The 13,233-nt window shown below is 51.6% G+C and carries 10 protein-coding genes; 4 read left to right on the plus strand and 6 right to left on the minus strand.

The window, feature by feature from the left end:
- Positions 1-80 precede the first annotated feature (80 nt).
- Positions 81-701, plus strand: a complete 621-nt coding sequence (locus tag MJ611_RS12990) for an HAD family hydrolase (protein ID WP_250430245.1) — start codon at positions 81-83, stop codon at positions 699-701.
- A 104-nt stretch (positions 702-805) separates the two neighbouring features.
- A complete protein-coding gene (locus tag MJ611_RS12995; RefSeq protein ID WP_250430246.1) occupies positions 806-1,381 on the plus strand; it encodes a GNAT family N-acetyltransferase in 576 nt (191 codons plus the stop codon).
- On the opposite strand, the gene MJ611_RS13000 is transcribed toward MJ611_RS12995, so the two are convergent.
- Complete coding sequence (locus tag MJ611_RS13000; protein ID WP_250430247.1) at positions 1,376-2,317, minus strand: DUF5996 family protein; 942 nt, start codon at positions 2,315-2,317, stop codon at positions 1,376-1,378. The genes MJ611_RS12995 and MJ611_RS13000 overlap by 6 nt on opposite strands.
- A 306-nt stretch (positions 2,318-2,623) precedes the next feature.
- Between MJ611_RS13000 and ppk1 the strand changes: the two genes are divergently transcribed.
- Positions 2,624-4,729 carry a polyphosphate kinase 1 gene (gene ppk1, locus MJ611_RS13005; protein ID WP_250431391.1) on the plus strand — a complete coding sequence of 702 codons (2,106 nt, stop codon included), beginning with the start codon at positions 2,624-2,626 and terminating at the stop codon, positions 4,727-4,729.
- Between the two features lie 79 nt (positions 4,730-4,808).
- On the opposite strand, the gene MJ611_RS13010 is transcribed toward ppk1, so the two are convergent.
- Together MJ611_RS13010 and MJ611_RS13015 are read right to left on the minus strand one after the other, a co-directional pair.
- Positions 4,809-5,708: a Ppx/GppA phosphatase family protein gene (locus MJ611_RS13010; RefSeq protein ID WP_250430248.1), complete on the minus strand. Its 900-nt coding sequence runs from the start codon at positions 5,706-5,708 to the stop codon at positions 4,809-4,811.
- A 97-nt stretch (positions 5,709-5,805) separates the two neighbouring features.
- Complete coding sequence (locus MJ611_RS13015) at positions 5,806-7,158, minus strand: M23 family metallopeptidase (RefSeq protein ID WP_250430249.1); 1,353 nt, start codon at positions 7,156-7,158, stop codon at positions 5,806-5,808.
- A gap of 184 nt (positions 7,159-7,342) precedes the next feature.
- Here MJ611_RS13015 and MJ611_RS13020 point away from each other — a divergent pair, with 184 nt between their 5' ends.
- A complete protein-coding gene (locus tag MJ611_RS13020; protein ID WP_250430250.1) occupies positions 7,343-8,179 on the plus strand; it encodes a murein L,D-transpeptidase catalytic domain family protein in 837 nt (278 codons plus the stop codon).
- On the opposite strand, the gene MJ611_RS13025 is transcribed toward MJ611_RS13020, so the two are convergent.
- From MJ611_RS13025 to treY, 3 genes are all read right to left on the minus strand, one after another.
- Positions 8,145-8,717: a thioredoxin family protein gene (locus MJ611_RS13025; RefSeq protein WP_250430251.1), complete on the minus strand. Its 573-nt coding sequence runs from the start codon at positions 8,715-8,717 to the stop codon at positions 8,145-8,147. The genes MJ611_RS13020 and MJ611_RS13025 overlap by 35 nt on opposite strands.
- Before the next feature lie 161 nt (positions 8,718-8,878).
- A complete protein-coding gene (gene malQ, locus MJ611_RS13030) occupies positions 8,879-10,387 on the minus strand; it encodes a 4-alpha-glucanotransferase (protein WP_250430252.1) in 1,509 nt (502 codons plus the stop codon).
- Between the two features lie 114 nt (positions 10,388-10,501).
- Positions 10,502-13,231 carry a malto-oligosyltrehalose synthase gene (treY, locus tag MJ611_RS13035; protein WP_250430253.1) on the minus strand — a complete coding sequence of 910 codons (2,730 nt, stop codon included), beginning with the start codon at positions 13,229-13,231 and terminating at the stop codon, positions 10,502-10,504.
- Positions 13,232-13,233: the final 2 nt, after the last annotated feature.

The raw sequence follows: 13,233 nt of genomic DNA on the forward strand, positions 1-13,233 counted from the left end.
GCCTGATTTCTGAAACTGCCCAACCAACAGGCCCTGTCTGACGTGTTAGTAGCATTGCGCTACACAAAGAACAAACTGAAATGACAACGAAGAAGGAAGAGGAGATAGAAGTGATTGTTTTCGACCTGAACGGTACGTTTTACAACAAGAGCTCGAAGGATGAATTCTACAATTTTATCTGTACCAAAAGGCCGAAGCGGGTCAGGTTCTTCTTCGAGATGATGTATTACAAGTTACTGCACAAATTCAAGCAGATGCGGCAGACAGAGTTCAAGGAAAACTTTTTTAATTACCTGGATGAGTTGCCGCCGGAGAAAGTGAAAGAATATGCCCGGGAGTTCTGGAAGAAGGAGTATCCGGAAAACTTTAACAAGGAATTGCACCAGCACTTCGATAAAATGAAGAAAGAAGGCAAACAGCTTTTCTGCGCTACCGGCGGCCTCGAAGTATACGTTAAGCCTTTGTTCGACCTTTACCCGGTAGATGGCTTTTTCGGCACCAAAACACGCTACGAAAACCAAACTTACCTGGTGGAAGGAGAGGCCTGCAAGGACGAAGAGAAGATAAAGCGGCTGGATGAGCATTTTAAAGGCAAGCACTACACCATTATAGAAGCCTATTCCGACAGCAAGGAAACCATACTCGAAAAGGCAAAAAAGGCATTCCTGGTGAAGGATGGGAAGATCGTGCCTTTTGAATGATCGCTGGCGCTGGTATACTATGAAAGAAAGCCTTATCTTCAAGTATTCTGAAAAGCTAATTCGAAAGTACAAAAGGTACTAGCTGTTAAATCTAATGCCGGCCTATGATCAGCTTGACGCATATCAAAACCAGAACCGCTCAGAAAGAAGATATTGAAAGCGTTCTTGCTCTCCAGAGCCTGTACCTGTACGATAACCTGTCAGAAGAAGAGCGTCAGGAAGGTTTTGTAACCACTCCGTTCACAACAGAGCAACTGGAGCAGATCATAGAAAGGGAAGGACTTTTTATTGCAACAGACAAGGAGCAGATCGTTGCGTATGCCTTCGCCGGCGGCTGGGACTATTTCAGCCAGTGGCCCATCTTTCCGTACATGACCTCCCGTTTCCCAAGTCTACATTTCAAAGACTTTGACATCAGCACGGAAAACAGCTTTCAGTATGGCCCGGTGTGCATCGATATACCTTACCGGGGCAGCGGGCTGCTCAACAACCTGTTTGAGTACATGCGCAGGCAGATGGTCGTTAAGTACCCCTTGAGTGTCACGTTCATCAACCAGGTAAACAAGCGCTCTCTGAACGCACACGTAAACAAACTGGGCTGGACTGTGATCGACGAATTTGACTTCAATGGCAAGCAATACTATGGCCTCGCATTTGACATGCAGGAATCGGTGTTATAGTTCCTCCAGCGGTACCACCCTTAACTCTTCGATGGGCCAGTCAGCTAAGCTGGCTCCTGCCTGGTAGGCACTCTCCAGAAAATCCAGCAGCACCTGCTTTGGGTTCTCTTCCTGCCGCATTTCCTCGTATGGGAGTAAGGCCATGGGGCTGCCGTTCGAGTCTACCCAACTGGCGCTTCTTGCCTGCAGAAGTTCCTTGTCGATGCCGGCAGGTGCGGGGTATGTATAAGAGTAAAACGCCGGATACATGAAGTTGTCGTCGCCGGGCCAGAAGCCAAAGCTGATCACCTCGTGTGAATAAGCGTCTTTTTCAACTTTGCCTGCTTCCGGCCGATAAGGCACCGAGCGACCAGAGAAGCGTGTTACCACCAGATCGAGGCTGTGCCAGAAGAGGTGTACCGGGCTTGTCTTGCCGTAGAAGCGGCCGCTGAATTCTTCAAATATGCCATTCGTCAAGGTCAGTATCTGCCAGAAGCGCTGTATGTGCTCGGGGTTGTAGGTGGCATGGGTATGATCCTCGGCAAAGGCAATGTCGCTTTTGAGCTTATAGGGCTTGGCCAGTATGTCCACCTTGATGCCCAAAACATCCAGCGCCTTGAAAAGTGACGTATAAAACTGTGATACCGACAGCCCGTCCTGCAGCGCAAACGTCTCCCGGGCACCGGTGCTGGTTTCGATCACTAGCTGGTGATCGATAAAGTCGAACCGGATCTCGAAGGCATAAAACGAGTAGGGGATAGGACCTGTAGTAAGCCCGCGTGCATGAACATAGAGCGGCACATGCCACCAGTGGTTCTTGCGCGGCATCAGCTTCAGCCTGATCTTCCCCACGATCTGCAGGTACCGGTGGAATGTCTCTTTCGTAGCTTCCCACTCCGTTAGCGGGAGCGGCGGAAACAAAGGAGCAGAATTTTGAGCTGTGGTGTCGGTATTCATAGCTGTAGGACTTTAGGCAACTCGCTTATTTATACTTGTACTTGCTCTTCTGCTATACGTTGCAGGATATGTTATGCTGTCGGCTTCAGGAATAAAAACGCACCTTGTAAGTATGGCAGCTTCAGAGGGCAATTCCGGCAAGTATAACAGCGGGTTTTTAGTAAAAAATTCAAACAAATTGGTATACAAAATCTATATTAGCAGTTATACTATATATCACTCTTAGATCAACGTAGGCAACGGTAACATACGCCTGGGTAGCACATGCTGCCGCGAAAGGTGCCGGCGCCTGCTACAACTGAAAACATGCTTGTCAACAAAGTATCCGACCAGATAAAGAAAAGTAAATACATCAGCCGCGACCTGAGCTGGCTGCGGTTCAACTACCGTGTGCTCGATCAGGCTCGCGACACCAACAAGAGCTTCTTCGACAGGCTGAAGTTTATGGCCATCACCTCGTCTAACCTCGACGAGTTCTTCATGATCCGGGTAGGCAGCTTGTACAATTACCTCGACTACGGCAAAGAGCGCACCGACTACTCCGGCCTGCGCGAGCTGCCGTTCCGTAAGAAGCTGCTGGACTACGCACACCGTTTCGTAAACGACCAGTACCTGACCTTTAACAGCGAACTGAAGCCGCTCTGCGAAAAGCATGGCTTCGACATTCTGATGGTGAGCGAACTGACCGAGATCGAGCAGAAGAAAGTGGATTCCTACTTCAAGAACACGATCTTCCCGCTGCTCACGCCCATGGTGTACGACAACTACCACGGCTTCCCGCTGCTGATGAACCAGCTGCTTACCTTTGGCGTGGTAACGCGCACTACCGAAGAACAGAAGGCGCAGGACCGGGTAACGTTCGTGCAGATTCCGCAGAACCTGGCCCGCTTTTACGAAATTAACCGCAAGGAAAAGATCATCTTTGTGCCGATCGAGGAGATCATTCGCTGGAAGATCAAAAAGCTTTTCCGCAACGTCGAGATCGTGTCGGTAAACCTGTTCCGCATCACGCGTAACGGCGACTTTACTTTGGAAGAGTCTGATGACATCGAAGCAGACTTTGTGCAGGAGATCAAGTCGAAGCTGAAAACCCGTAAGAAGGGCCGTGTGGTAAGACTGGAGGTGGAGCGCAATCCGTCGGCTTTCATGATGAAGATCCTGAAAGAGCGCTGGACCATCGACAATGCCAACGTTTTCACCATCAACAGCCTGATCGATCTGCGGGCGCTCTGGCAGATCATTAACCACCGCCAGTTCCGCGACAGAGGCTTTAAACAGCCGGCGCCGGTAACACCGCTCAGCCTGCCCGGCGATGGCGTGGATATGTTCGAGTACCTGAAAGAGCACGACGTGCTGCTGCACCACCCTTACAACAGCATGGAGCCGGTGGTACAGCTCCTGGAGCGAGCCGCCGAAGACCCTTATGTGCTGGGTATCAAGCAAACCATTTACCGCCTGGCTGACCAGAGCCGTGTTACGGCTGCCTTGCTGAAGGCGGCTGAGAACGGCAAGCACGTATCGGTGTTGTTTGAGGTGAAAGCGCGCTTTGATGAAGAGCGTAACCTGCGCGAGGGAGAGCGCCTGGAGAAGGCCGGTTGCTTTGTAATCTACGGTATCAGCAAGTATAAAACGCATACCAAGATGCTGATGATCATCCGCAAGGAAGGGGAGAAGGTAACGCGTTACATCCACATCGGCAGCGGCAACTACAACGAGCAAACCGCCCGCCTGTACTCCGACATCAGTCTGCTGACCACCGACGAAGTATACGCCCATGACGTATCGGAATTCTTCAACGTAATTACCGGCCACTCACGCCCGAACGAATATAAATACCTGCTCACGTCGCCGAAGAGCATGCGCCACCAACTCATCGAGCTCATCCGAAACGAGGCGCGCAACGCCAAAAAAGGGTTGAAGAGCGGTATCGTGATCAAGATAAACTCGCTGGAAGACAAGGAGGTAATGGATGAGTTTTACAAGGCTTCCAAGGCCGGCGTTCCGATCAAACTCATCGTGCGGGGTATCTGCTGCCTGCGCCCGGGCCGCGAAGACCTGAGCGAGAATATCTTCGTGAAATCCATTGTGGGGGAATACCTGGAGCACAGCCGCATTTATTACTTCCACAACAACGGCGATTCGAAAGTATACAGCGGCAGTGCCGACATCATGGTGCGCAGTTTTGACCGTCGTATCGAAGCGCTCTTTTTGATCGTGAACGAAGAGCTGAAGCGGGAGGCCATCAACATCCTGTACTACAACCTGCAGGACAACGTGAACTCCTACATCATGCGCGAGGATGGTACGTACCTGAAGAAACGCCCCGTTGCCGGCGAGGAGGTGGTGGACATTCACAAGGTGTTTTACCACTACAAAATGGTAACCGAGGTTCCCGAGCCAGAACTCGTTTAAAGAATTATAAAGTATAAAAAAGCGATCGCCCGGGCTTTGGTCCGGGCGATCGCTTTTTTATACCTGGTTAAAAGGAATCTTAATTGATGCTGTTAATTACGAAGCGCTCGGAGTGAAACTGCTCGTAAAGAGCATGGATCATACCGTCTTTCAGGCCAACGGCCGGCACCAGCATACTTTCGAGCTTTGCCCATTTCATGGCCGAGAGGTAAATCTCAGCGGCAGGAAGTATCACATCGGCACGGTCCGGGTTCAGCATCAGCTCGGTCAGGCGCTGCTCCATGGTCATGCCTGCGATGCGGTCTACAATCTCCTCAATCTGTTTCCGGAAGATGGGTTTGCCTACGGTTTTGCCGGCCAGCTCAAAAATCTTGTTGATGTTACCGCCCGTACCGATGGCGCGGCTCAGGTGGTATTTGCGGGTATTCTCCTCGATCCAGAGGCGCATGCTGTTCCAAAGCTCCTGCGAGTCTACGCCGTGCATGTGGCGGATAGAACCCTGCTCAAACGACTGCGAGGCCATCTTTTCACGATTCACGTAAATGTTGAACTCAGTGCTGCCACCACCCACGTCGATGTGCAGGTAGTTGCGCTCGTCCAGGAAATTAACGATCACTTTGTTGATCAGGTCGGCTTCTGCTACGCCGTCAATCACCTGTATTTCGATGCCCAGTGCTTCCCGCACCCGTTCCAGTATTTCCGGCGCGTTCAGGGAAGAGCGCATGGCAGATGTAGCACAGATCATGAAATGATCGATGTCGTGCACCTCTATCAGCAGCTTACAGGCGTGTAGTAACTTGATGAACTTCTGGATCTTTGGTTCGCTGATGTAGCCGGTGCTGAACACATCCTCGCCAAAGCGCATCGGGTAGCGGATGTATTCTACCCTTTTAAAAATAACATTCCCGTTGTGGTTCAACACGTTGGAGATCTGGCATCTCACTGCGTTCGAACCGATATCAATGGCAGCTAACTTCAAAAATCGTAAAGTTGTGAGCGTTAAACAGTGTTTTTTATACTTCAAATATAACTATAAAACCCAAACCTGCGCTACCGCTCCCTTCTCTTTCTGATGCTTACTCAGCTATCGAAATCCAGCCGAGGCGCCCGTCCTGCTGCCGCACCAACCCGAACGTATGAAACATGGCAACAACCGGTACAGAGCTGCCGGCTGACAACTGTTCCATGGGGGCTGCCTTGGGGTGCGCATCATCCAGCAGCGGCTGGTCCTGCTGCAGCTTCTTGTAGCGGATGGGCTTGTTTATACTTTCGACAACGTTGCTGGCAATGTAGGCTTCTGTGTTGTCGGGCAGGCGCACCCGGTACCAACTGGCTACTGCCCCGGTTATCTGCAGGGGCGTGTGTTGCCGAAGGCTTTTATAAGTTGACGATTTTACGGAGGGTTGTAGCCTGGTATTGGCCTGCCTGGTAGCTACCCGCACCCAGGTACCTAAGCGAGTAGCATCTACTTTAACCGGCGGTACAGGTTCCGTAGGTTGGTGCACGTACGGATAAGGATTGGTAGCGCCCTGCCCGTAGCGGTAAATGCCGAAGTGCAGGTGCGGCGCAGTAGAACTAGCATTGCCGGTATTGCCCACAAAGCCCAGTGTATCGCCTGCAACCACCCGCTGGCCTGGAGTAACCGATTGCCTGTCGAGGTGCGCATAGTACAGGCTCTGGCCGCGGCTGAGATCTGTGAGCCATACTACCTTACCGCCCCTGGGGTTGGTGCTTACACTCCGGATCACGCCAGCAGTGGACGCGATAACAGGTGTGCCACGCGGTGCAAACACATCAATCCCTTCGTGGCGCCGTGCGCCTGCATCGCGTGGATCGCCCCAAATGCTTGCAATGTTCCGGCTCGTTTTGCCGGGTATCGGAAAGGCGAGCGTTGGCTGCTTCTGGATCGTGATGGTATACTGCCCGCTTCTTAGCAACTCAGGCTGCACGCGCAGCAGGTGCTGCTGGTCTTCTTCTACCTCGTAGGTCAGTGTAGCAGAAGTTGTATCTGCTGTGGCCAGGTGCCTGGGTTTCGGGTTGTCGCCGGATGGTACTTCAAAGAGATCCATAAACACCTGGAAGGTTTCCTTTGCTTTCAGCTCCAGGTGCACAATGATTTGTTCTCCCCGGTTGGCAGGTATACGGTAGCTGAGCGCCCGGGGTCTGTCAGCAGCAAAGTAGCCTGTTTCCTTAAAAGGCAAGGTAACAGAGATGGAGTCGTGTAACGCTTTTTCGCCTGCTGCCAGCCAATCTTTTCCCAGAGCGGTATGGTCCAGGTTGGTGTCTTTCAGCGAAGAGGCGTAACGCTCGTAGGGCGATTGCGGTTTAAGTACGCCCCGCAAGGTTTGTTTGCCACCACAGCCTGCCACCAGCAGCACCAGTAAAGTATAAAGTATAAAAGGGAGTATTCGGGAGCTATTTCTGCGCATGGTATTATCAAATTTCCGCATATCGGAATGTATAACAGTATTTTAGCCAAAAAGGTACCAGCGCCAGAAAAAATATACTTCGGAGTGTAAAGCAGGATGAAGGCGGAGAGTGGGATTGGTGTGGCAGACGAACTGAGTGCTGTGTAGTCCGTACAAATAAGTTACACCAAAGAAAGATAATCTTATGAGACGACAGAATTGGAGGAGTAAGCGGAAACGTGTTGCAAAAAGGTTGCTCCCTCTGTTTGCCCCACTTATACTTTCGCCAGTTGCCACACCGGTAGGCACAACCGCGGCAAAGTCTGGTAGTGCCAGGAACCTGAAAGCCCGCATCGCAGAGCTGAAGGTGGTACAGTTTGAACAGGTGGCATATGGGCTTTATGAGCAGATGGGCTTGCAGCAGCAGGGCCTCCGTTTCGAGGTGTTTGACAAAGCATTAACAGGCTATTACAACCTGAAGCGCGAAGGAAGATTGTCAGACAAGCAGGTGCTTACCATCGTCGACTTTACCAAATCTTCTACAAACAAGCGGCTATGGGTACTCGACCTGGAAAACAAAAAAGTGCTGCACAATACGTACGTCGCCCACGGCCGGAATTCCGGTGAAGAGTTTGCAGAAAGTTTCTCAAACGACGACAAATCCTACATGAGCAGCATCGGCTTTTACGTGACACAGGATACCTACCAAGGCAAGCATGGATTATCGTTGCGGCTGGATGGCTTGGACGAAGCGTTCAATACCAATGCCCGTGATCGCTGCGTGGTGATGCATGGCGCTGAGTATGCGAGTGAAGCGTTCATCAAACAAACAGGCCGCCTGGGCCGAAGCCTGGGCTGCCCGGCTTTACCGATGAAGGAACATAAAGAGATCATCAAGTCCGTGCTGGGCAGGACCACGCTCTACATCCATGCTGCCAACGATGCTTATACTTCCCAGTACCTGGACCATGCCAATGCCATGGCTGAACTGCTGAACGAAGAGCAGCCTACCCTGCCATCCGAGACTGGCCCTTCCATTTAATGCCGCAGCCTACGCCCGGTTTCTGCTCATGGCTAACAGCCTGACCCGCCAGCAGTTCCTCAAGTGCCTGTGTAAGGTCTTGCCCGGTTATGGGTTGTGCTGTTTTGGGTCTTGAACTATCAAACTGGCCATGGTACGCCAGCCGCATGTTACGGTCAAAGACATAGAACTCGGGTGTGCAGACCGCATGGAAGGTGCGGGCAACCTGCTGGGTCTGGTCGTAAAGGTATGGGAAAGGAAAATTCAGTTCACGTGCGAGCGCTTTCATCTGTTGCGGTCCGTCCTCCGGAAAGCTTTCTGCATCATTAGCATTAATGGCTACAAAGTTCACCTCTTGCTGCCGATACTCCCGCGCGATAGAGATTAGCTTTGGGAGTACATGCTGCACCTGTGGGCAATGGTTGCTCATAAACATGATCACGGTTGCCTTTTTGGAGGCCACGTCATGCAGCGAAACCAGCCGGTCCGATACCGTATCGAGTAATGCAAAGTTTGGGGCGACCGTACCCAGAGGAAGTTCAGATGTAGAGAATGCCATTTTTGTTTAAGGTTAGGAGTGGAGTAAGACAGCTATACTTGTTCTGAGCAACTAAAATAGCAATATTATCCACTATAACAAACAAAAAATGAGCAACTTATGTTGTTCTAAGTATAACTGCTTATGCACATATACATAAAAGTAGTATGGCTGGTACAGCGCTATCTTCCGTAGAGCTGCACCAGTTTCTTTAACTTTTTAGATTCCTGCTTCGAGAACTGCTCCGGCTTCAGACGCCAAGCCCAGTTGCCATCCGACGTGGAAGGCTTGTTCATGGTGGCCTCTGCCCCTAATCCCAAAATATCCTGCACCGGAAGTATAGCTAGTTGTGCCACCGACATGTAAGCCAGCCACGCCATCACTTCATGTACATTCTGTTTGGATATTTCCTGCCGGCTGTAGTCGCGGAGGCGCCTTTTATCTCCGGCAGCTGCATCTTTCTCGTACCAGCCACGAACCGTGCTGTTGTCGTGTGTACCGGTATAGGCAATGCAGTTCGGAACGTACAGGTGGGGGGCATATATGTTTTGCGCCATGTCTTCCCCGAGGCCAAAGAGCAGCACACGCATGCCGGGCAAATCAAACTGCTCCATCAGGTCGCGTACAGGTTTGTCGATGTCTCCCAGGTCTTCGGCAATGATGGGCATATCCGGGAAGCGCTCGCGTATGATGCTTAAGAGTTCGGCACCGGGCGTTTTCACCCACTTGCCGTTGATGGCTGTTTCCTCATCTGCCGGCACTTCCCAATAAGCAGAGAAGGCGCGGAAATGATCAAGGCGCAGCAGCCCGAACAGCCGCAGGTTGTGCGCTATCCGTTGCACCCACCAGTCGAAGTTGTCTTTTTGCAGGGCTTTCCAGTTAAACACGGGAGTGCCCCAAAGCTGACCGGTCTCGCTGAAGTAGTCCGGTGGAACCCCTGAGACAGCGGTAGGAGCGCCTTCTTTATCCAGCTTAAAAATCTTCGGGTTAGCCCAGACGTCGGCGCTGTCGTGGCTCACATAAAAAGGCATATCCCCAATAAAGGTAATATCACGGGCTGCGCAGTACGCTTTGAGCTGTTCCCACTGGCGGTAGAAAAGAAACTGCAGCAGTTGCTCGTGCTCGATGTCTTCTGCGAGTTCCTCTGACAATTGTTTCAGACCCTGCTTTTTCCGGTTCCGGATCTCGTCGGGCCATTCGGTCCATTTCTGGTCAGCAAAGTGGTTCTTAAAGGCAACGTACCTGGAGTAGTCTTCGAGCCAGGCGCCATGCTCTTTTTTAAAATGCTCAAACTCCTGGCTTAACTTATGCGGAGCCGTACGCCGGTAGTTGGCAAAAACCTTTTCCCATAACCCTCTTTTGAAAATGGTCACCGGTTCATACTCAACCTTAGCGTCGCTGAACTTATGGGGCAGCTTCAGGTCCTCCTGTTCCAGCAGTCCGTCTTCTACCAGCAGCTCAGGGCTGATCAGGAGCGGGTTAAAAGCAAAGGCCGAATGGCTGCTGTAAGGCGAGTTGCCGTAGCCTACCTCCGTTGGGTTAAGCGGCAGGATCTGCCAGTACCGCTGCCCGGCTTCGGCCAGACGGTCTGCAAACTTATACGCCTCGGGACCCAGGTCACCGATGCCGAAAGGCGAGGGGAGGGAGGTGATATGCAATAAGATGCCGCTGCTGCGTTTTGGTATGATCATAGTAGGGTAAAAGAATTTGGGAATTAGAGAGCTAAAAAGTTAAAAAGTTAGTTGTATAGGCTTTAACGAACCCAACCGACTAATAACGAACAACTATAAACGAATAACCAGTAACTAGCTTTCGGCAGTTAACAACGCCACCGGAAAAGTTTTAAGGAGCGTTGACAGAGAAAGTTTATTTTGTTCTGCCTTTACTTCTTCCTGTGAGAATGCATGCTGCCATTGCTGGGGCAGATCAGCAGGCAGTTCTATACTTGTATCGCCCCAAACCTGTTCGCCTAACGGCAGCTCATCTTCTTTCACAAGGCTCGCCAGCAGGCCGGGTACCACCACCAGGCACCACTGCCCCTGGTAGTGCCGTGCAAATGCCATGGCATGGTTTTCCTTACTTCCTATCACAGTTAAAGGCAGGTAGTTGCCCTTGCTGAACAGTTCCTGCATTTGGCGGCGCAGGTGCAGGGTTTTGCTGAGCAGGTATAGTTTTACGCGTGCATCGGCAGGGTTTTGCAGTAATTGCTGGTGCAGTTGCTGCGGGTCGTTTTTTTCCTGCTGCCGGATCTCCTGCAGGTACTGCTGGCGCAGCTCGTAATCTACCGGCCGGCGGTTGTCCGGATCTACCAGACTGTAATCCCAGAACTCGCAGCCCTGGTATACATCGGGCACGCCCGGGCATGTAAGTTTGAGCAAGGTCTGCGTCAGGGAGCTGAGCCAGCCGTAGTGCGCCACCCGTTTAAAGAAAGGCTTAAAGGAAGCCATGAACGCTTCGTCTTTTTGCAGCAGCTGTTTCGTCAGGCCTTTCAGCGCATCTTCATACTTCTCGTTCGGTTCGGTCCAGTTCGAGTTTGCTTTTGCCTCACGCAGGGCTTTAGGCAGAAACTCCTCCAGGCGCTGAATGAGTGTATCATCTACGTTGCCATCCATCGGCATCACCCCAAGCAGCGTCTGGAACAGGAAGTATAAATCGTTGCGCGTGATCTTAACCTCACGCGCATTCTTCTCTGCAATTTCCATCCATTGGGCTGCCTGCTTTTCCCACTCATCCGGTATTTCGCTCAGGGTGAACAGGCGGGTACGGGCATCTTCGCCCCGCTTGGTATCGTGGGTGGCAGTGGCGTTAAGCGAGTGCGGGTACGTCTCCAGTTTATACTTCATCCGCTCATGAAATTCCTCCCGGCTCAGGCTGAAGATAGCGGGGCTGTTGCCTACTTCGTTCAGGGCAATGAGGCGGTTATAGTTGTAGAAGGTCGTGTCTTCCACACCTTTGGCAGCCAACGGACCTGTAAACTGCTGGGTGCGCATCACAAAGTATAACTTCTGCTTCTTTCGCTCCTCATCTTCATGTTCGTTAGCCTCGAACAGGCTACGCAGGTGCATCAGGGCAGCTTCCGACTGTGGTGCACGCCTGCGTGCTTCTGCAAAGGCTTTATCAACGACTGGCAGCGCGCCCTCCGGCAACGGAAAGCTGCTGCCGTAAATGCGGTACACGGGGAAAGCGGCGAGCAACACGGTCAGGGCTTCACGTACCTGTTCTTCCGGCTGCTCCTGCGGCATCAGGTTGCTGGTTTGCAGCAGGCGCAACAGGTTTTGCAGCTCGCCGCGCATGTGGTGCTCCAGGATGTAACGCTTCTTTTCGAACACCAGATCTTCGTAATCCGGAGCTGCATCCGGCACCAGGTTCTGGTATACGTTGGTAAGCTTTTCTTCTCCATCCTGTGCAGTCAGCAGGTTGCTGACCCAGGCCAGGTAATCGTACCCGCTGTTACCTTGTATCGGCCAGTAGTCGGGCAGGTTTTCTTCACCTTCCAGTATCTTTTCCACGATCAGGTATACTTCCTCGCCGGCTAATTCGCGCAGCCGCTGCAGGTACGTGTCCGGGTCGTAGAGTCCGTCTACGTGGTCTACTCGCAGGCCCTGCACCAGTTTCTCATCGCAGAGCTGTTTAATAAGCCGGTGGTATTTGTCGAAGGAATCCTTGCGCTCCATGGCCAGGCAGATGAGCTCGTTCACCGTAAAAAAGCGGCGGTATCCCATCTGCTTTTCGGTGTCCTGCCAATAGCAAAGTATGAAATATTGCTGCTCCAGCAGCTCTTTCAACTTATTCTGATCGCTGTTTATACTTTGAAGCACCTGCTTTAATGCTGTCTGTAGCTCTTTGTGCAGGTGTAGTGTCTGGTGCAGTTCTGCGATGGCTTTTTTCCAGCCCTCTCCGTCTATAATATCGGATTCAGTAACCATTTGCAGATGGTGCAGTTTAGCTTTAAGAGCTGCGCCGGCGGCTTCGGTTTCTGCTTTAGCTGCTACCTGGTTCAGCAACGTTTCGTAGCCAGCCAGGTTGAGCGGATAATTGCTGTCGAAATAGCTGATGCAGAAACCTTTATTTGTGAATTGTAGCTTGAGTTGTTCCTGTTCCAGCACCTTCTCCAGCGGCTCTCCTAAAAACGGCACCATTACTTTTCCTTTGAAGTCAGGATGGTTAAAGTCGATGTCGAAGAAAGTATAAAACTCAGACTGGGGGCCTTTTTCCAGCACATCCATCAGCCACTCGTTTTCCGGGCTGAACGCCATGTGGTTGGGCACGATGTCCTGTAGCCAGCCCATCCCAAGTTCCTGCACCTCTTTTGCCAACTCCTGGAATTCCTGCAGCGTGCCTGCTTCCGGGTTGATCTGGTGCGGGTTCGTAACGTCGTATCCGTGGGCGCTGCCGGATTTTGCACTGAAGAAAGGGGCCGCATACACGGTGCTGATTCCTAACTCTTTCAGGTAAGGAAGTATGCGCCGGGCATGCTCCAGTTTAAATTCAGGAGATATCTGTAATCTGTATGTGGATGAGGGAATATATACCATGT

Origin of the sequence: Pontibacter ruber (genome assembly GCF_023630205.1) — a bacterium.
GTDB classification, from domain to species: domain Bacteria; phylum Bacteroidota; class Bacteroidia; order Cytophagales; family Hymenobacteraceae; genus Pontibacter; species Pontibacter ruber.

Bases quoted from the DNA above. Each gene is read 5' to 3' on its own strand.
- MJ611_RS13020 (WP_250430250.1), top strand. From the start codon at position 7,343: ATGAGACGACAGAATTGGAGGAGTAAGCGGAAACGTGTTGCAAAAAGG.
- MJ611_RS13015 (WP_250430249.1), bottom strand. From the start codon at position 7,158: ATGCGCAGAAATAGCTCCCGAATACTCCCTTTTATACTTTATACTTTA.
- ppk1 (WP_250431391.1), top strand. From the start codon at position 2,624: ATGCTTGTCAACAAAGTATCCGACCAGATAAAGAAAAGTAAATACATC.
- MJ611_RS13025 (WP_250430251.1), bottom strand. From the start codon at position 8,717: ATGGCATTCTCTACATCTGAACTTCCTCTGGGTACGGTCGCCCCAAAC.
- malQ (WP_250430252.1), bottom strand. From the start codon at position 10,387: ATGATCATACCAAAACGCAGCAGCGGCATCTTATTGCATATCACCTCC.
- MJ611_RS13000 (WP_250430247.1), bottom strand. From the start codon at position 2,317: ATGAATACCGACACCACAGCTCAAAATTCTGCTCCTTTGTTTCCGCCG.
- MJ611_RS12995 (WP_250430246.1), top strand. From the start codon at position 806: ATGATCAGCTTGACGCATATCAAAACCAGAACCGCTCAGAAAGAAGAT.
- MJ611_RS12990 (WP_250430245.1), top strand. From the start codon at position 81: ATGACAACGAAGAAGGAAGAGGAGATAGAAGTGATTGTTTTCGACCTG.
- treY (WP_250430253.1), bottom strand. From the start codon at position 13,231: ATGGTATATATTCCCTCATCCACATACAGATTACAGATATCTCCTGAA.